We start from the raw sequence: 17556 nt of genomic DNA, 5'->3' as shown, positions 1-17556 counted from the left end.
CCTTACCTGAATGAATGCAATCTTTCGTTGTTGCATGCCGTTTTGGGAGGATTAGCTCAACGCTGTCTGGCTTGGCTATGCGCAGTGTCCCGAAGGGCATTGCGTATAGGTGTTATTACCGGCTGTTATTTTTCTTCCAATATTTTCAGCAAGTGATTGTTAAGGTATAATTTTTCTTTACCAACCCTCACTGATTGTAAAAATCCGTTTTTCTCCAATGCTAGCAAGTAATTCCCAACTGTTTTCGGATTACCTAGTTTTTCGTCAATCAAATGTTGACGTTTGGTGTATGGTAAACGAAATAAAATCTCTATTAAATCTTTGGAATATATTTTTGGTAGTTTCATTTTGATTTCGCTTCCAATTGCATCCATTGTTGTTATGATTTTATTCAATCTTTCCAAGCCTTTCCTTGCTGTCTCTTCAATCATATCCAACATATATAAAAGGTAGACTTCCCATTCGCCATTTTCGGTGACATCCTGCAATCTTTGATAGTATTCCGTTTTATTTTTGATGATATATCCACTCAAATATATGGCTGGTGTGTCCAATAAACCTGATAATTTGAGATATAGCAGTAATAAAATACGTCCTGCTCTTCCGTTACCATCAGAAAAAGGGTGTATAGCTTCAAATTGATAGTGCATTAAAGCCATTTTTATTAAAGGGTCAATGCTGTTATCCTCGTTGATAAATTTTTCCAGATTCGCTAATTTATCACGGATAACGGTTTTCCCATTTGGCGGAGTATAGATCACTTCCCCTTGCGTGTTGCTCAATGTTGTTCCTGGTGTAACACGTATAGAAGCTTTATTTCCTTTAACGCACTGGACTATTTTTATACAAAGGTTTGTCGTAATAAATGGCTTTTTTTTGAGCTGTTCCAGACCCAACCAAAGTGCCTCTTTGTAACTCAGCACTTCTTTAGTTGCAGCGTTTCCCACTTTTTTGTCCGCTACCATCGATTTGTAAAGTTCGTCATTGGTGGTAATAATATTCTCCACCTCAGAACTTGCCTTTGCCTCCTGTAAGTATATTGTATCTAAAAACAAAGTAGGGTTGGGCAAATTCATCAATGTTCCGTTCAGCATTGCCAGTGCTCTCCCTGCAGAAATAGTCTTTCGAAGTATTGTTTTGGTTTCAATGTCTGCTTTTGGCGGTAGCAGCGGCAGGTCATTGTATGGTATTTCTCTGTCAAATTCGCCCATTTTATCAAGGGTAAGTTTTACGCTCATACATCCAATAAGGGTAAAAATACACAAATTTTACACTTGTTTTACTGATATGGGTAAAAACTACTCTCGTTAGTTCATTGTCTTGCCATTTTTGTAATGATCTTGGTTTTCTGTCAAATACCCGATACTACTGGCCAATCCCGGAAAAATTTACGTTTAGCCATTACAAATGGCTCTTGGGCGGGTCTCATCCCTTTATGTTACCGAAGATAGCAGGGTGAAGTGACCTACTTCAACCAGTAGCAGCAGCTCATTTTCAGCGAACGATACGAAAACCCATAGTAAGAAAAGCCCCTTTCCACCCATTACAATTGATTTATAATGATTTAGTTATATATTGAGCAAGAATCTATTCTGCTCCCTATCAGCCGCTTAGCCTAACGCTAAATCATACTCCAAGTGTATACCATTAGCCGACTTCTGAATTGGACCGTCCATAAAACCCAGGCAGGCTTGCCCTCCTTTATTGTTGGCATCGCCTTATTTACCGCATGCTCGGAACCCCCACTTGGCGCAAACTTCAGGGAGTACTTTTCGAAAACGGAAGTAGTAGCGTTGAGTGGAGAAACGGTAGCTTTGACCGAAGGAGAAAAGCCGCTGAGTTACCTATTCAATATGACTTTTTTTGACAGCCTGATACTGGTCAATGAATTTCCGGATCGGGAGTATACCTACAAACTAATTGATTTGAGAGATAAGTCTGTCAGGCCGTTTGGAAAAAAAGGAGAGGGACCCAACCAGTTGTTAAGCGATGCTTTTTATTTCTCGGTGGACCGGAAAGAAAATCGGCTCTATCTGACAGACCAGGTGCACTATTACATCCATGACATCGATGACTTGATAAGCGGCATGGATGAACCCGCAGCGAAGTTTACCATCGATCAACAGGAAAGGCGCTTTATGGGGAGTACCGTCCATGTGGATGGATACATCGTAGGCAGCATGCATCACAAACGATTTTGTGCCTACAATATTGAAAGCGGGGAATTTATCGAAGTGGGAGAGTATCCGGGAGGGCCCTCCATGGCGATGGCCAACCAGTCATTTTTTATGAACCACCCCACAAAGAATTTGGCAGTATACGGCATGTCAAGGGTGCCCGAGTTTGGAATTCTTACCGTTTTACGGGATACCATCGAAGTCAATAAATATGCTTGGGGAGATACGCCAATGGATGTGCAACATGGCCCGACGGGCATGCATTTCGTGGATAAGGAAGGGTCTACCTTTGAATACACAGCTGTGGCGGTGACAGCCGACCATATTTATTTCCTGTACAATGGGAAGACCATCGATGAAACTTCCCGGGAAACCATCATCCAATCAGGTCTTTCCAATGAGGTATTTGTGTTGGATTGGGAAGGAAAGCCTGTAAAAAGATACCTACTGGATCAGCCTGTCCGCTCCATCGCGGTAGATGATCAAGCCAAAATACTGTATGCTGCTTCTTTTGCGAAAGAACCCGGTTTAATCGCCTATCCATTAAACAAACCTTAAATGATACGATTTTATTTCCTTGTAGTAGTCTTTGGGCTATCCCATTTTACCTATGCCCAGGAAGCCACCGGGTCCATACTATTCCAACTACCAACGAATGCGCTAAAGGTTAGCGGCAGTACCAAAGTCAATCCCCTGGTTAAACCCCTAAAGCTGGTAACAGTATTAAATCCGAAAGCCAGCTCAATAGACCGTGAACTGGAGGTTTGGAATGCCTTAATGGGCAGTATGGATAGGGATTCCATCGGTTATATTTTTCTGGTGCGGGACACAGACGATAAAGAGCGGTTCAAGCAGTATTGGTTTTCCGACCGGAACATGGACTATCCCTTTTATTACGACACCGAGAAAAAGGTGATTAAAGCGAATGGCTTATCGGAAGGAAGTCCCGGGCAGACCTTGCTATTGGATGACAAAAACGCCATCATCCTGTCTGGGAGCAGTCCTATCAATACCGATCCCTTTAACCGCTATCGGAGCGAGGTGTACAAACGGACCTTGGAAATGGGGATGGAAGGGGCTGTAGGAGGGGTGATCGTTGAGCATACTGAGAGAGGGATAAAATGGTTTTATGCCAATGATCCGGTCTATGTAACTGAAAAAGGCGAAGTAATACCAAAAAAGCAGGCCGATACGGGAATTCGCTCCAAAAAATGGGTTCCCGGCACCTCGCCGCTTTCCGACACCATTCGCCTGGTCAACCGACATCCATAACCGCTACGAATTCCTGCCCGCGAAGAAGCCCTGCGAAGGCACATGGGGTTCCCGGCAAGGAATGTACCGGTTTTATCACAAATAATACCTATTTCGTCACATATATTTGATTTTAAAGCGCTTACAGCCTATTCTTGTCATATGATAAAACTCCACACCATTACCTCAATTTTTATCCTCGCTCTTTTTTCATGCCAGCCCCAGGAGGAAGGCAAAAAAATAATCAGCCAAATTCCGGAATCAGGAACCCTGAAATCCAGAGAAGTAGGCCTGGCCAATGCGGCACTTATGCCTTATAAAATCGTCGTGTCTGCTGACAAAGCCGTGGTCTTAGACCAGGGGAAAGAAAATCTATTCAAAGTCTATGACCTGCCTGATTTTTCCTTCCAGTACGCCTTTGGCAATATCGGTGAGGGCCCAGATGAGTTCCAGTATGTGAATGGAAATTCGTTGAAAATCCATGGGGAGCACCTCGTGGTGCTTTCGGGTACACAGTTGATCAAAATAAAACTGCATGCCGAAAAAGCAACCTGGGAAGAGCAACATACATTGATTTCCGATACCGGTGGGCCGATTAACGGGCTGCACCTGGTCAATGACTCTGTATATGTTGCTGATATCGGGGATGCAAAACCGGGAGCACCGGAGCACCGCTTGGTCCATCTGGGACGAAATGAGGAATTGGTCCGATTCGGTGAATACCCCGAGCCCGCCGCATGGGAAAATAGGGATCAGGCAAACCTGTTCCGAGATTATGGGAAAAGAACGGTTGCCAACCCCGAAGATGGAAGGTTGGCGGCATTCTACTTGTTCCAAAATCAAATCAGACTGTATGGTGCAGATGGGGAACTTCTTCAGGAAATAGAGGTGAAGAGCTCCTCCAAGAGCGCATCCGATGAGGAAATGTGGATTTACCGGGCGGATCCCATTGCCAGCAGCGAACGCATTTATGTGCTATATATAGGAATGCCCAAAAAGGAAGTGGAAGAGAATTCTCAGACCTTCCGACCCCACCTGGAAGTCTGGGATTGGGAGGGGAATTTACTGGACCGTTTTAGGCTGGACCAGCCTATCACTACCTTTACGTACGCTGAGGAATTCAAAAAATTGTATGGTATTTCTTTTTTTAAGGAGGATGTGCTGTTCGAGTATGATTTAAAATAAGGTAGGATAATTGAAACCAGCTTTACCAGTTGTGAATTTTTTGAGCGGTACAAGGAGGTAGTTCGAAAAGCCTTTGAATCGCTGAAATTAAATGCCGGTTTAGCCCGGAAAGGGAAATAGTTTGATAGGCCCCTTAAAAAGTGGTTGGAAATTACATTCATCCCTGCAAATTTAAAATTTATTTTTAAATTTGCAGGGATGTTAAAGCGAGCCATATATTCAGAATTTTTGTTTTCCGTGACACATTTTCCCGTCACTGGACTTATTGGACCAAGGCAAGTTGGTAAATCTACCTTTGCAAAATCATTTGCGTACAACATGCCTCTTGTATACCTTGACCTTGAAAAAGACTCCGACCTGAACAAATTGAACGATCCGGAACTGTTCTTTACTTCCATCCCAGATCATACGATCGTATTGGATGAAATCCAGCATAAACCGGCACTTTTTCCGCTAATCCGATCGCTTGTGGATGAGCGCCGCATTCCGGGAAGGTTTGTGATCTTGGGATCTGCCTCACCCGAATTATTGAAACAGTCTTCGGAAAGCCTGGCTGGGAGAATTAATTACCTCGAAATGTTTCCATTGAATTTATTGGAAGTGGAAGAACGGATTTCATTGGCGGATTTGTGGCTTCAGGGTGGATTTCCTGAGCCTGCCTTAAATGAGAGTAATAAATACAAACAAGCCTGGTATGGAAGTTTTATCCAAAGCTATATCTATAGAGACCTTCCATCCTTGGGGCTCTCTGCGAATCCGAATACGATAAGGCAGCTACTAATGATGTTGGCATCCCTTAATGGGGCCACGCTAAATTACAGCATGTTGGCAAAGTCACTTGGGATAAGTATGCCGACTGTCAAAACCTATATGGGGTATTTTGTTAATGCCTTTTTGATTACCGAATTGTCCCCCTGGCATTTAAATGCTAAAAAGCGCTTGGTTAAATCTCCTAAAATCTATTTTCGCGATACAGGGATGCTTCATTACCTTTTGGGTATTAAAAGTATGGGGGGGCTATATGGCAACATTTCAATTGGAAATTCCTGGGAGGCCTTTGTGATTCACCAGGTCAAGTCAGTACTTCTTCCGGATGATGGGATATATTATTACCGCACTCAGGATGGTGCGGAAATCGACTTGTTGATCAGAAGGGAAAATCGCTGGTTTGCTGCAGCAGAAATAAAATTAAGCCTCTCTCCCAAACTAACCAAAGGTACCTATATCGCAATGGAAGACCTGGGTATCGATCAGCTGTATATCATCACACCTGGTGTGGACAAGTATGCGTATGATTCGAAAGCGCAGGTAATTGGCGTACAGGGATTTTTGAAAAAACTTACAGCGTAATGCTCTCGCTACCCCTCCTGGGTAGTATGCCTCTTCACTCCTGATTTTCGGTGATGCCATCCTGACGGCACCTACCGAAAGGCATTTGCAAGGGCCTAAAACTTATATCGAACCACAATAATCAGTTGTAAAACAGGGTGATCTCAGAAAATTGAAATTATTGGAATGAATACATTTTCCCTGAATTAAAAAACATAAAAATCCTATTTTGGATGAAACAATAATACATATCTTTGGTATTTTTATAATATGATTGAAAAATTAGTCAATTCATTTGTTTTACGGTATTTTTAGTTTTACTTTAGGATTAACGTTTTAATTTGACTAATAGACTCATTATGAAGCAAGTTTACACAGTGAATTCAGAAAAAGCTCAAGGCTATGCGGAGGGGGGCTAATTTTCGTCTTGTTAAATCCAAAATGCGACTTTTTCTCCTATTGCTAACACTTGCCTCTGTCGTTGAAGGCTTTCCCCAAGCCGATTCCAAGGCCTTTACCGCCAAAAATGCGGTTTATCTCGAGGTAGGAGGAAATGCGGGAAGGTATGCGGCCAGTTATGCCCGTATCTTACACCAAAAAGGAAAACTTAAATTGTCAGCCAGTGCTGGCTTTTCGATGTGGCGAGACGACCGATCGGAGCTGCCTTACAATACATCCAAATCGGTCCATTGGCTTCCCACACTACCGTTAGAAATTACCGCCCTATTTGGCAGGTCCTCCCATCATTTGGAAATAGGTACTGGCATTATGACCTATTTAACGGTAATCGGTGAACAAGATCAGAATACTTCACAATTCAGAGATAAAGTTACGTTGGATGCGGTGGTACCCCTGAGGGTAGGCTACAGGTACCAAAAACCTGAGGGAGGCTTCTTTTTCAGGGTAGGCTATACACCCTTTATTTCGCTTGACTTCAATAATGAAGGATACCGAAAATTTCTTCCGCTTTGGGGAGGAATAAGTTTAGGGAAGAGTTTTTAATAAAATTTCTTTATAGTGAAAAAGAAAATTAACCTACGGAGCAATTCCTTCTGTCTGGTTATCCGGAACTTTTTCCGTAGGTAGGAATTGTTGGAATGCTAGTATACCTGATCCAAAAGGCCTTTGCTTCCCTGATTTTTGGCCTACTTTCGTTAACTGCGGAAAATTGGAATAAATGGCCTTTTGTCAACTAATAAAATCCACTGTCCGAAGCAATACAAGTGCTTCAAACAAAAAAAAGTAATAACCACTTCCCTATCCTGGATGTAAAATTTTATCCCAGCCTAAGTGAACGATGCCACTTCAACCTTCTATTTGCAGTGAAGCCATCTTTTCGGTCTCGAGCGTAAGCCAGCCCCTATGGGAGAAAGCCATTCCATAAAGTGCCAGGTAGAATTTAAATCTGTAATTAAACTAATATTTTCTTTTTCGTTTGGGTTTTATTATTTACTTTTAGTCATGCCTATTTCCCTAAAAATCCCCAAGAAATGAGTAGACAACCCATCTATCCCATAGTCGCCGTTTTTCTCGCGTTGCCGTTTTTTATAGCCGCCTGTACCGAATCCAGCAACCAAAGCACCCGCTCCCAGAATCCGATCAGATTGGATGATTACGAAAGCCTGGAATTCCAAGACCTGTCTATTGACCGGTGGGTTCCACTGGAAACGGTGGAGGAAAACCTGGTGGGATTAGACTTACGGGTCAAGTACAGTGATAGCCTGACTTTTGTTATGGACGAATCCACCAAAAAAGGAATCCATGTGTTTGATCGTTCCGGAAACTACCAGACCATGTTGGCCGAGGTAGGGGAAGGGCCCGGCATGCTTCCATCCCTGGAGGACTTTGAACCAGTAAATGGAAATGAAATCCAGGTGCTTTCCACAGTAGGCGATAAAACCTCGGTCTACGAAGTCTCACTGAATGGGAGCCTTTCCAAACTGTTTGAATTGCCCTACATCGCGTTTTCCTTCGCCAGACTGGAAGAAAATGGTTTTTTGTTTTACGGAAGCTATAACCTTCCCTTTGTCACCCATCGGCTGATAGAAACGGACCCGAAGGGGAAGATCATCCGCCAATTTCTGGAAAACGACTACGAAAACCAGATGCTGCCCATGACCGAGAGAAATTTTTATCCCGCAAATTCGGGTGTTTTATTGGTGGAATCCTTTAACCCTGAAATCTACCTGTTTCAGGGCGACACCCTGTCCCGCGTCCTTCGCGCCGATTTTGGCAACTATGCCCTGCCGGCTGCATTTTGGGAAATGGACATCATGGAAGGTTTCGGGATGATCAATGAGCAGGGTTTTGCCAATTTTGGTTCCATTTACCGGCAGGATTCCCTGATGGTCGCAGATGTGCTGTTCCAAAAGGGAACCGAAGTCTTTAAACAAGTGCTGATTCAACAGGGTGAAAACAGGTATAAAGTCAGGGCCGACCGGGATGAAAAAAGTTTGTTTTATTTTCCCATTGGCATACACCAGGAAGATCGCATACATTTCACCACCTACCGATCCATTTTAGAAGCCCATGTCCAACAATTTCCAGGTGCTTTTCCAATGGATCAACTTCCTGAGGAAGAGTACGATTATCCGGTCATTATCCAGGTCAGCGTAAAAGAACCCACATGAAAAAATCAGTAATCTTAGGGTGTTTTATCTCCCTCTCGCTAAGCCTTGCCTGCAGTCCTCGCTTAGAAAAAATGAGTTTACCTGCCGACCTGGAACTTGTAAACCAGGGTTCCGAACAGGACAGTGTTTGTATTTCCTGCTCACACCAGGTGGTGGTCTTCCATGATTTTGACAAATCTTCCTTTTTTGTGTTTTCGAGTAAGTTTCGTTGGGCAGAATTCCGTGAAGAATTTCCCGAAGTGGGCTTTTTATTCTACTTTTCCGGAGAGGATCGGAACAAATTGGTTCATGAGTTAAAGGAGCTGGATTTTCCCTTTCCTGCATTTCACGATCCGGATTTTCGCTTTTACCATGCAAATCAGTTGGACACAGTAACTGCCAAATATGATGTGCTACATTCCTTTCATCTGAAAGAAGGCAATCCGATAAAACGCGCAGAAATCGGGTTGGGGCAGCAGTTTATAGAAGAACTGGAGCTTGTTTTAGCAAAGAAATAGCCCTTCTGATAAGCTATCAAATCGACTTTTCCCTCTTGGCGGGACCTCTTTACTTTTTACCATAAACGCTGAGCGAAGGCCTGGCTGGGCTGCTCCAGGACCAAATCGGTACAGGCACAGTGATTCAACTACCTTAAAACTATGTGTTCTATATGCACTATGTGGTTCCTCTTCACCAATTCAAAAAGGAAAGTCATTTTTTACCACATAGAAACATAGGGCACATAGCTGGGTATTCGTTCTGAAAAGACAGCTGGAATAACCAGGAGTACCCGTTAAAAAAAATGTTCATTTGACAGGTTTGCAAGGGGGTTGTAGCAACAACAAGGAACCATGATCGCCCTATATTTTCGAAATTGTAAACAGAAATTACTTTCCAAAAGGCCATTTGCAATGGCCAATCCTTTGCCGTCAACAAAAACTATAATTCTATAACAGACGTCATGGTATTTTTCCCCGGTTCTTTGCATGTGGATAAGCGATAGCTCCAAGATTTTTTCAAAAGTTTTTTGTACCAATTTATTAGCTTTCCCTCCACCTGGAGAAAAAAGTGATAATCCGGGCAGCCATTTACGAAAGTAAAGTTAAATGCGTAAATTTGAAAAAATTAAATTCGGTAAAAAATGGCAGTGGTTATTGATAAAAAAAATGCTAAAAACATCCCAAAAATTCTTTCTGAAAAGCTGAATAAAACCCAGAAAAATGGAAATTTAAAAGATCATTTTGGAAAACTGAAAAGAAATATCGATGGTATGAACTACCAAACAGCGATCAGGGAAAATGAGGATTGATTTGATTGCAGACACAAATATTTTAATCAATGAACACGAAGGCAACAAAACAATTGAGCCGTTCTTAAAGTACAATTTCGGGATTTCTTTTATCTCCGAAATCGAATTATTAGGCTACCCGGATATTACAGATGATGAGGAAAGCAAGCTAAGATCCCTAATTCAAGATTGTTTTGAATTTTCCTTGAATTCAAACCTAAAAGAAATTGCCATAAATCTCAAAAGAAAATATAATCTCAAATTACCGGATGCCATTATTGCCTCCACAGCTGTTGCTTACCATCTTCCATTGGTGAGTGCGGACAAAGGGTTGGTAAAAATAGAGGAACTGAATCTCATTTTGGTCGATTTTTGGTTTTTATTTAAGACAACCCAATCAAAAAAACCGCCGGTATCTTGTGCAAATCCGGTTTTTCCTTACGCCAGTCCGCTACCTTTTTGGTTTGTATGTTCTCCCCTTCTCCTGTCAGCTCACTGGCAATGCAAAGCAGGGTCTGCGGATTCAACTGCTCCAGCAGGTCTTCCAGCAGGCGGTTATTTCTAAAGGGCGTTTCCATAAACAGTTGTGTGGTGTTTTCCCCGATCACTTTGGTTTCCAGTGCTTTGATGGCCTTGATCCGATCCTTCCGCTCAATGGGCAGATAGCCACTGAATGTAAAGGACTGTCCGTTAAAACCGGAAGCCATCAGAGCCAGGAACATGGACGAGGGGCCCGGCAAAGGGACCACCCGTATGCCCAGCCGGTGCGCCCAGGCCACCGCCCTGGCTCCCGGATCTGCGATCCCCGGGCAACCGGCATCGGAAAGGATCCCCAGATCCTGCCCATGAAGTGCCGGTTCAAGGAGTTTTCTTACCTGCGGGTCCGGGGTACTTTTGTCCAGCTTTTCCATGTGCACCTCCTCCAGGTTGATCCCCAATTTCAGGCTGCTGATGTACCTGCGGGCCGTTCGGAAATCCTCCACCAGGAAATGGGAGGTGGCCGAAATTACGTTTTTCACTACCGGGCCCATGATATCAGGGCCGGTTTCCAGTGCCAATACATTTGGTATCAGGTATAGTATTCCCTTAGCTTTCATTATTTTTGGATATGGAAAATGGAATGCCTTCGATTGCAAAAATACTTATTATTATCGGACTGCTGCTACTGATTACCGGATTGCTGCTTTGGTGGCTGCCCAGATTCTCCAGCTTCAAGGGGATGCCCGGAGACATGGTATTTAAAAAAGAAAATTTCACCTTCTATTTTCCTCTGGGAACAAGCATTCTCATCAGTTTGCTCTTGACCTTATTGCTTTATTTGTGGAGAAAATTCGGAGGATAATGGGTTAAAGAACAGTATGAGCCTGAATGAATACTTCATAAAAAAAATGACCTTCTTCTGACCCTGGAAAACTCGCACCCAGAAAAAACCTGCACTTTTACCCGCTTTGGCATCTGTTATTAACGTAGGCCAGGAAATTTTCCGATTTTACTGTCTTTCTTGGATGAACTTATGTGAGCACTCCGGTTTAGATTGCTTCGTGGGGCTCGCAATGACGGGTCTTGTCGTCACTGCGAGGGTGCAGACGTAGATTCAATCGGATGGACCAAACGCCTTGGTACCCGCGGCAGTCTTTAGGGATAGGTAACCGCTATTTCGATTTTACTGTCATTTTTCGATAAACTTATGGACCCGCTTCGGTTCAGATTGCTTCGCGGGGCTCGCAATGACGGGTCTTGTCGTCACTGCGAGGGTGCAGACGGGAATAAAAAGGAATCGAAAATAACCATGCACCCGCGGCAGTCTGAGGGGGTATGTGGACGACCTTTCGATCCTATTCCAATTTCCCGATAAATTAATGCCGCCGCTCCGATTCAGATCGCTTCGCTGGGCTCGCAATGACGGTAGGTGTACCGATGACTTATTTTATAATATGTTGAAGTTTAAATAGATATATATATTTCGTCATCCCGATTTCTGCGTTTTTTAAAAAGTTAATTCCTGCAACGACGGGGCCTTTTGTCACTGAAAGAACTCAGCTTAGTAGCTATTATTCACAATCAGCATCAACAATACCAGATTGATGGCCAATCTAAAAATACCTAAAAACACAGCCGTTTTTAAATGATCCACCAGCTGCCTTTTTACCAAACTAATGTAAAGAAGTACACCTACCAGCACCAGGTTAAAAAGGGTAATGGCAATCAGGGAGTACTCGTACCATGAAGGCAGATCCAAGCGATAAAATACTCCATAAAGTATGTAGATGGCCAGGGTTAGGGTACTGCTACGAATGTTCCAATTCTTAAGCTGTTCCCTGGTTTTAATAAAGCCGTTCATGGTTCTTTTTTTTTTGCGAATATTTTAAAAGTAACCAATTGATAAGGAATTAAAAATATATCCGCCTGGAGGATTCGCATATACCACAGAAAACTCTTCGTCATCCCGATTTCTGCGTTTAAAAAAATGTTAGGTCTACCGATGACGGGTTTGGTCGTCACTGCGAGGGTGCATACGGGAATAAAAAGGAATCGAAAATAGCTATGCACCCGCGGCAGTCTGAAGGGGTATGTGGACGACCTTTGGATCCTATTCCCATTTCCCGATGGATTAATGCCGCCGCTCCGATTCAGATCGCTTCGCTGTGCTCGCGATGACGGTAGGTCTACCGATGACGTATTTTTACCACCCCCTGTCTCCCCTCCTGAAAACAGGAGGGGGTTGGGGCAGGTGAACGGACACGGAGGCCCATTTCCCATCTTTCTGCTTTTTTCAATGGCGAGATTACTTAAGCGTCAAGAAAGGCTTTCAAAGTAGCCACTACCGCATCCGGTTGTTCCGCATGAAGCCAGTGCCCGGCATCTTTGAGGTGGATGATGCGATTGTCCGGAAAAAGGTTTTCTATGGCATCCTTATCGCTGCTTTTGATGTAATCCGAATTGGCCCCTCCCATAAAGAGGACTGGCTTCTCAAATGGCTTTTCCGATTCGATCGCCTCTCCCACATTTTCTATCTTTTCGGTAATCACCGGCAGGTTGATCTTCCAGGCAAACTTACCTTCCTTGCGGGTCAGGTTTTTTAATAGAAACTGCCGGATACCTTTTTCATCAATGTATTCGGCCAATTGTGCTTCTGCTGCCTTCCGGGAATCGGTGCTATCCAGGTCCACGGCGTTTAGTGCTTCCAGGATGTGCTGGTGGTGGACGGGGTAGGGCCTGGGCGCAATGTCGGCTACAATCAGTTTATCCACCCGATCCGGGTACAACAGGGCCAGTTTCATGGCTGCTTTCCCCCCCATGGAGTGACCCAGCAGGTACACGCTATCCAGTCCTTCTGCATCCAGCAATTCCCTGAGATCCTCCGCCATTGCCTGGTAGTTCCATTCATCGGAATGCGGAGAGTCGCCGTGGTTGCGGAGGTCGATGAGGTACAGGGTATAGTTTTCTTCCAGGCTTTTGGCAATTCCCATCCAGTTATCCGCAGAGCCAAACAGCCCATGAAGGATGATCAGTGGCTTTCCTTTTCCGCTTTTTTTAAAGTTAAGTTTCATTGGTGTTTAGTTTTCAATTTCCAATTGCCTGCGGTACATCTGTATGGTGTTTTCCAGGCCGTAGTACAGGGCATCACATATCAGGGCATGGCCAATAGACACCTCGTCCAGATAGGGAATATTTTCTTTCAGGTATTTCAGGTTGTGCAGGTCCAGGTCGTGTCCGGCATTTAGTCCCAGTCCGAGTTCACGGGCCAGTTTAGCCACCTCCACATAAGGGGCCACTGCCTTTTCCCTATCCTGAGGATATCTGCTGGCATAGGGCTCGGTGTATAATTCCACCCGGTCGGTGCCGGTAGCTTTGGCCGCTTCAAAGTATTTGGTTTCCGGATTAATGAAAATGGAGGTCCTGACTCCGTATTCATGCAATTCAGCGATGATATCCTGTAGCATTTCCTGGTGTTTGATCGTATCCCAGCCGGTATTGGAAGTAAGGGCTTCGGGCGGATCGGGCACCAGGGTGGCCTGTGCCGGGCGGGCCAGGCGGATAATCTCCATGTAGCGCTGATCGGGATAGCCTTCGATATTGAATTCTGTTTGTACCTTGTCTTTCAGTTCCATCACATCAACGTACCGGATGTGTCTTTCATCCGGCCTGGGATGAACGGTGATCCCCTGTGCACCGAAGCGCTCGGCATCCAGAGCGACTTTTACCAGGTCCGGGTTGTTGGCGCCGCGGGCATTTCTGAGGGTTGCAATTTTATTTATGTTTACACTTAATTTCGTCATGTTCCAAATATCAGCTAATTTTGCACTAAATTAAATATATTGCTGCAACATTGGTAATACGGTTAAAGTTAAGGCGTTTTTAATTTTATATTGAAATCAGGGAGGTAAAGGTATCAAAAAGCTAAATTTCAAAGCCATGAGTTTAAAAATCAACATAGAAAAAGACATCAAGCAGGCCATGCTGGCCAAGGATAAGGACAGATTGCGCGCGCTCCGTGCGATTAAGTCCCTGATCTTGCTGGAAGAAACCAAGGGAAGCGGAGAAAAGGGTTTGACTGAATCGGAAGAAATACAGCTGCTGACCAAGGCAGCCAAGCAACGCAAGGACTCCATAGAAATTTTTGAAAAACAGGACCGCAAGGATCTGGCCGCTTTGGAAAATTCAGAGCTACAGGTCATTCAGGAATTTCTTCCCCAACAGCTGAGTGAAGCAGAGCTGGAAGCCGAATTGAAAGCCATTATTGCAGAGACAGGAGCTGATGGCCCGAAAGACATGGGTAAAGTCATGGGTGCCGCTACCAAAAAACTGGCAGGCAAAGCAGACGGAAAAGTCATTTCCCAAAAAGTAAAGGCAATGTTAAGCTAAGGAGGAGTTATTTTGAGCACCATAGACATCATCATATTGGGCATGCTCGCTGTAGGGGCGTTCAGCGGCTACCGGCAGGGGCTGTTTATTGGGTTGTTGTCTATTCTGGCCTTCTTTATTGGCATCATTCTGGCTTTTCGCTTCATGCATTGGGGAGCCGAAATTTTAGCCGAAAGAGTAGAAAGCCTGACCTTTATGCTTCCTTTCGTGGCCTTTATTTTGATATTTTTGGCCGTCACCATCACCATACGAATTCTGGCCTACCTGGTAAAAAAAGCCCTGAACCTGACCATCCTGGGCACCTTTGATAGCTTTGCGGGAAGTATTCTGGGCATTGCCAAATGGTCTATCATGATCAGCTTGTTGATTTGGGTGGCCCATTCCTTTGAATTTGATGTCCCCGAAGAAATGCGGGAGGGGGCAGTGGTGTATCCGCTGATCGTGCCGGTAGCACCTAACCTGGTAGCTTTTCTGGATGATTATACCCCTGTAATTGATGCTGCCATTGCTACCATTAAAGAACTTGTAAACAATACCGGTAGTGATCCTTCTAATTGACAATTTTGATTCTTTTTCGCATATCCTGGCAGATTATTTCAGAAGATCCGGGGAAGAAGTAATGGTGCTTAGGAATGATGTTTCCCCGGATGCCTTGTCGGAGCTGGATTTTGCTGCTCTGGTACTGTCTCCGGGACCTGGAAGACCTGAAAGTGCCGGCAACCTGATGCCAATTGTGGCCCGCTATTTTGACAAGGTACCTGTATTGGGAGTTTGTCTGGGGCATCAGGCCCTGGGGATTCATTTGGGCGCCCGGTTGCAGCGAAGCAGCCGTCCCATGCATGGTAAGGTATCCTGGGTAAAGCAAAGCTCCAGGCAGGCTTTTCTGAAGGGCGTACCGGATCAGTTTCAGGTTACCCGCTACCATTCCCTTGAACTGAAAGGACTCCCCCCTGAGCTTGAAGTGGTTTTGGAAACGGAACAGGGAGAGATCATGGCCATGTGTCACCAAAACCTACCGGTGATAGGACTGCAATTCCATCCTGAAGCCCATCTCACCTCATGCGGAGAAAAAATCATAGGTAATTGGGTAGACCTGTATGCACGGGAAAAAATCACAAAAATACTGGCGGAATAAGAAATATAAGTTGGTCCGGGAGAAAAATTGCTTCCTTTTCCCCAAATATCGGGTTGATTTTTTACTTATTGAACAAAGGAAGGCGCAAAGGCGTTTTATTTTACGAATCCTTTTAATACCTTTAGCTATATGCGGGCAAATGACTTTATCAACAATCTGATTCCCCCCCTGAAATTTACGGACAGGGTCAAACTGGCGCTTTCCTGGATGGAGGAAATCAGGACCAACATTTTGCCGGTGGTGGAAAAAGGAACCTTTAAAGGTTTTATCACAGATGAAATCATATATGAAATCAACAATCCGGACCTGAGCATAGCAGAAGTAGAATTGCTGGCCAGCTCTTGCGTGGTTCAGATGGACAAGCATATCTATGAGGTTTTGAGGATATCCTCGGAAAATCAGGTGAGCATGGTGGCCATATTGGATAAGGACCTGAAGTACCTTGGAGTAGTCTCAGAAGAGGATGCAATCACAGCCTTCACCGATACCATTTCCATCCAATCTCCCGGAGGGGTATTGATCCTGTCCATGTTTATGACAGACTACAGTCTGTATGACATTGCCCGGGTGGTGGAATCGGAGAATGCCAAGGTCCTGAGCAGTTTTATTTCCAATGATCCCCTGGATGACAGCAAAATTAAAGTCACCCTTAAAATAGACCAGCAGGAATTGAGGCATATTAAAGCCACTCTGGAGCGCTTCGGGTATAAAATTATTGACCACTATGAAGAAGAGGGGGGCATCAATAGCGAGCAAGACCGGCTGGGTAACTTGTTACGATTTTTAGATATTTAAATCTACATGAACGTTTTACTTCACGGCATCAATATCCTACCGGAGTTTCAAAACTACATCCAACAGTTAATCCAAATTTTCGAAAAGCAAGGAGTCAGGGTGCTGATGACCAAAAGTCTTTACCAATGCATGGGAAAAGATTCAAAAAAACATGCATTGCCCAGCCTACTAACTTCAAATACGCCCTTGGATTCCCTTGATTTTGTCCTTTCCATTGGGGGAGATGGAACCCTGCTGGATACCATTTCCCTGATAGGAGCCCATCAAACCCCAATATTGGGCATCAATACCGGTAGGATGGGATTTTTGGCAACCATTGCAAAAGAAGAAATCGAATTGGCAGTAAATGACCTGCTGGCTGACAAGTATTCGCTGGAGGACAGGAGCCTGGTTTGTCTGGAATCCAGTATTCCCCTTTTTGACGGGATGAATTTCGGGCTCAATGAATTTACCATTCACAAGCGGGACACCTCCTCCATGATTACGGTACATACCTATATCGATGGTGATTACCTCAACAGTTATTGGGCGGATGGCCTGATAGTATCCACCCCTACGGGTTCTACGGGGTATTCCCTGAGTTGTGGAGGACCCCTGATCTCCCCACTGGCCAAAAATTTTGTCATCACCCCGGTAAGTCCGCACAACCTTAATGTGCGGCCCATAGTGGTATCTGACGATAGTGAAATCTCCTTTAAAATAGAAGGGCGAAGTGAAAAATTCCTGGTATCTTTAGATTCCAGGTCCACCCCCATAGATGCCTCAGTAACCTTAAAAGTGAAAAAGGAAAAATTTGTTGCCAAATTGGTAAAGTTTCACAATTACAGCTTTTTTGATACCCTGAGACAGAAATTGAACTGGGGATATGACATGAGAAATTAGTTTTAACAATATTTAACCCAGCATATACTGTCATGGGTT

19 protein-coding genes and 1 pseudogene are annotated in these 17556 nt (G+C 44.2%); 15 read left to right on the top strand and 5 right to left on the bottom strand.

What is annotated here, in order from left to right:
• Positions 1 to 125: 125 nt before the first annotated feature.
• Positions 126 to 1238 (bottom strand): Fic family protein, encoded by a 1113-nt coding sequence (locus tag GL182_RS15765; protein WP_205603667.1) that lies wholly within the window; start codon positions 1236 to 1238, stop codon positions 126 to 128.
• A 399-nt stretch (positions 1239 to 1637) separates the two neighbouring features.
• Here GL182_RS15765 and GL182_RS15760 point away from each other — a divergent pair, with 399 nt between their 5' ends.
• The 9 genes and pseudogenes from GL182_RS15760 to GL182_RS24510 all read left to right on the top strand — a co-directional run.
• Positions 1638 to 2735 (top strand): BF3164 family lipoprotein, encoded by a 1098-nt coding sequence (locus GL182_RS15760; RefSeq protein ID WP_163380735.1) that lies wholly within the window; start codon positions 1638 to 1640, stop codon positions 2733 to 2735.
• Positions 2736 to 3449, top strand: coding sequence for a hypothetical protein (locus tag GL182_RS15755; protein ID WP_163380734.1), 714 nt, complete (start codon positions 2736 to 2738; stop codon positions 3447 to 3449).
• Positions 3450 to 3590: 141 nt separating this feature from the next.
• Complete coding sequence (locus GL182_RS15750) at positions 3591 to 4613, top strand: BF3164 family lipoprotein (RefSeq protein WP_163380733.1); 1023 nt, start codon at positions 3591 to 3593, stop codon at positions 4611 to 4613.
• A 198-nt stretch (positions 4614 to 4811) separates the two neighbouring features.
• Positions 4812 to 5963: an ATP-binding protein gene (locus GL182_RS15745; RefSeq protein WP_163380732.1), complete on the top strand. Its 1152-nt coding sequence runs from the start codon at positions 4812 to 4814 to the stop codon at positions 5961 to 5963.
• 420 nt (positions 5964 to 6383) lie between these two features.
• Positions 6384 to 6944, top strand: a complete 561-nt coding sequence (locus GL182_RS15740) for a hypothetical protein (protein ID WP_163380731.1) — start codon at positions 6384 to 6386, stop codon at positions 6942 to 6944.
• Between the two features lie 488 nt (positions 6945 to 7432).
• Positions 7433 to 8572, top strand: coding sequence for a 6-bladed beta-propeller (locus GL182_RS15735; RefSeq protein WP_163380730.1), 1140 nt, complete (start codon positions 7433 to 7435; stop codon positions 8570 to 8572).
• Positions 8569 to 9069, top strand: a complete 501-nt coding sequence (locus GL182_RS15730; RefSeq protein ID WP_163380729.1) for a hypothetical protein — start codon at positions 8569 to 8571, stop codon at positions 9067 to 9069. Before GL182_RS15735 ends, GL182_RS15730 begins: the two co-directional genes overlap by 4 nt.
• 623 nt (positions 9070 to 9692) lie before the next feature.
• On the top strand, positions 9693 to 9860 hold the full coding sequence (locus GL182_RS15725) for a hypothetical protein (RefSeq protein ID WP_163380728.1): 168 nt from the start codon (positions 9693 to 9695) through the stop codon (positions 9858 to 9860).
• Positions 9850 to 10173: pseudogene (locus tag GL182_RS24510) on the top strand (type II toxin-antitoxin system VapC family toxin); the annotation flags it as partial. The gene GL182_RS15725 and the pseudogene GL182_RS24510, both read left to right, overlap by 11 nt.
• A gap of 49 nt (positions 10174 to 10222) precedes the next feature.
• On the opposite strand, the gene GL182_RS15715 reads toward GL182_RS24510, so the two are convergent.
• Positions 10223 to 10936: an SAM-dependent methyltransferase gene (locus GL182_RS15715; protein WP_163380726.1), complete on the bottom strand. Its 714-nt coding sequence runs from the start codon at positions 10934 to 10936 to the stop codon at positions 10223 to 10225.
• Positions 10937 to 10959: 23 nt separating this feature from the next.
• Between GL182_RS15715 and GL182_RS15710 the strand changes: the two genes are divergently transcribed.
• Positions 10960 to 11181, top strand: a complete 222-nt coding sequence (locus tag GL182_RS15710; protein WP_163380725.1) for a DUF2905 domain-containing protein — start codon at positions 10960 to 10962, stop codon at positions 11179 to 11181.
• Between the two features lie 699 nt (positions 11182 to 11880).
• Here GL182_RS15710 and GL182_RS15705 read toward each other — a convergent pair.
• The 3 genes from GL182_RS15705 to GL182_RS15695 form a co-directional block, all read right to left on the bottom strand.
• The gene (locus tag GL182_RS15705; protein WP_163380724.1) at positions 11881 to 12180 is read right to left on the bottom strand and encodes a hypothetical protein; all 300 of its coding nucleotides are present in this window, start codon (positions 12178 to 12180) and stop codon (positions 11881 to 11883) included.
• Between the two features lie 448 nt (positions 12181 to 12628).
• The gene (locus GL182_RS15700; RefSeq protein WP_163380723.1) at positions 12629 to 13390 is read right to left on the bottom strand and encodes an alpha/beta fold hydrolase; all 762 of its coding nucleotides are present in this window, start codon (positions 13388 to 13390) and stop codon (positions 12629 to 12631) included.
• Positions 13391 to 13396: 6 nt separating this feature from the next.
• A complete protein-coding gene (locus GL182_RS15695; RefSeq protein ID WP_163380722.1) occupies positions 13397 to 14119 on the bottom strand; it encodes a pyridoxine 5'-phosphate synthase in 723 nt (240 codons plus the stop codon).
• Positions 14120 to 14255: 136 nt separating this feature from the next.
• Here GL182_RS15695 and GL182_RS15690 point away from each other — a divergent pair, with 136 nt between their 5' ends.
• The 5 genes from GL182_RS15690 to GL182_RS15670 all read left to right on the top strand — a co-directional run bounded on the left by GL182_RS15690 (position 14256) and on the right by GL182_RS15670 (position 17517).
• Positions 14256 to 14705 (top strand): GatB/YqeY domain-containing protein, encoded by a 450-nt coding sequence (locus GL182_RS15690; protein WP_163380721.1) that lies wholly within the window; start codon positions 14256 to 14258, stop codon positions 14703 to 14705.
• Between the two features lie 12 nt (positions 14706 to 14717).
• The gene (locus GL182_RS15685; RefSeq protein WP_163380720.1) at positions 14718 to 15263 is read left to right on the top strand and encodes a CvpA family protein; all 546 of its coding nucleotides are present in this window, start codon (positions 14718 to 14720) and stop codon (positions 15261 to 15263) included.
• Entirely contained in the window at positions 15247 to 15840 is a 594-nt protein-coding gene (locus GL182_RS15680) for an anthranilate synthase component II (RefSeq protein WP_163380719.1), read from the top strand. Before GL182_RS15685 ends, GL182_RS15680 begins: the two co-directional genes overlap by 17 nt.
• Positions 15841 to 15969: 129 nt before the next feature.
• Positions 15970 to 16635, top strand: a complete 666-nt coding sequence (locus GL182_RS15675) for a CBS domain-containing protein (RefSeq protein ID WP_163380718.1) — start codon at positions 15970 to 15972, stop codon at positions 16633 to 16635.
• Positions 16636 to 16641: 6 nt separating this feature from the next.
• Positions 16642 to 17517 carry an NAD kinase gene (locus tag GL182_RS15670; protein WP_163380717.1) on the top strand — a complete coding sequence of 292 codons (876 nt, stop codon included), beginning with the start codon at positions 16642 to 16644 and terminating at the stop codon, positions 17515 to 17517.
• The last annotated feature ends 39 nt before the right edge of the window (positions 17518 to 17556 follow it).

This window comes from Cyclobacterium sp. SYSU L10401 (assembly GCF_010993705.1).
Classification (GTDB): Bacteria; Bacteroidota; Bacteroidia; order Cytophagales; family Cyclobacteriaceae; genus Cyclobacterium.
The sequence above is the reverse complement of the archived record's forward strand: the minus strand, read 5'-3'. Positions and strand labels throughout refer to the sequence as shown.

Coding starts and splice junctions, on each gene's coding strand:
- GL182_RS15765 (WP_205603667.1), bottom strand. CDS start 1,238: ATGAGCGTAAAACTTACCCTTGATAAAATGGGCGAATTTGACAGAGAA.
- GL182_RS15755 (WP_163380734.1), top strand. CDS start 2,736: ATGATACGATTTTATTTCCTTGTAGTAGTCTTTGGGCTATCCCATTTT.
- GL182_RS15750 (WP_163380733.1), top strand. CDS start 3,591: ATGATAAAACTCCACACCATTACCTCAATTTTTATCCTCGCTCTTTTT.
- GL182_RS15745 (WP_163380732.1), top strand. CDS start 4,812: ATGTTAAAGCGAGCCATATATTCAGAATTTTTGTTTTCCGTGACACAT.
- GL182_RS15740 (WP_163380731.1), top strand. CDS start 6,384: ATGCGACTTTTTCTCCTATTGCTAACACTTGCCTCTGTCGTTGAAGGC.
- GL182_RS15735 (WP_163380730.1), top strand. CDS start 7,433: ATGAGTAGACAACCCATCTATCCCATAGTCGCCGTTTTTCTCGCGTTG.
- GL182_RS15730 (WP_163380729.1), top strand. CDS start 8,569: ATGAAAAAATCAGTAATCTTAGGGTGTTTTATCTCCCTCTCGCTAAGC.
- GL182_RS15725 (WP_163380728.1), top strand. CDS start 9,693: ATGGCAGTGGTTATTGATAAAAAAAATGCTAAAAACATCCCAAAAATT.
- GL182_RS15715 (WP_163380726.1), bottom strand. CDS start 10,936: ATGAAAGCTAAGGGAATACTATACCTGATACCAAATGTATTGGCACTG.
- GL182_RS15710 (WP_163380725.1), top strand. CDS start 10,960: ATGCCTTCGATTGCAAAAATACTTATTATTATCGGACTGCTGCTACTG.
- GL182_RS15705 (WP_163380724.1), bottom strand. CDS start 12,180: ATGAACGGCTTTATTAAAACCAGGGAACAGCTTAAGAATTGGAACATT.
- GL182_RS15700 (WP_163380723.1), bottom strand. CDS start 13,390: ATGAAACTTAACTTTAAAAAAAGCGGAAAAGGAAAGCCACTGATCATC.
- GL182_RS15695 (WP_163380722.1), bottom strand. CDS start 14,119: ATGACGAAATTAAGTGTAAACATAAATAAAATTGCAACCCTCAGAAAT.
- GL182_RS15690 (WP_163380721.1), top strand. CDS start 14,256: ATGAGTTTAAAAATCAACATAGAAAAAGACATCAAGCAGGCCATGCTG.
- GL182_RS15675 (WP_163380718.1), top strand. CDS start 15,970: ATGCGGGCAAATGACTTTATCAACAATCTGATTCCCCCCCTGAAATTT.
- GL182_RS15670 (WP_163380717.1), top strand. CDS start 16,642: ATGAACGTTTTACTTCACGGCATCAATATCCTACCGGAGTTTCAAAAC.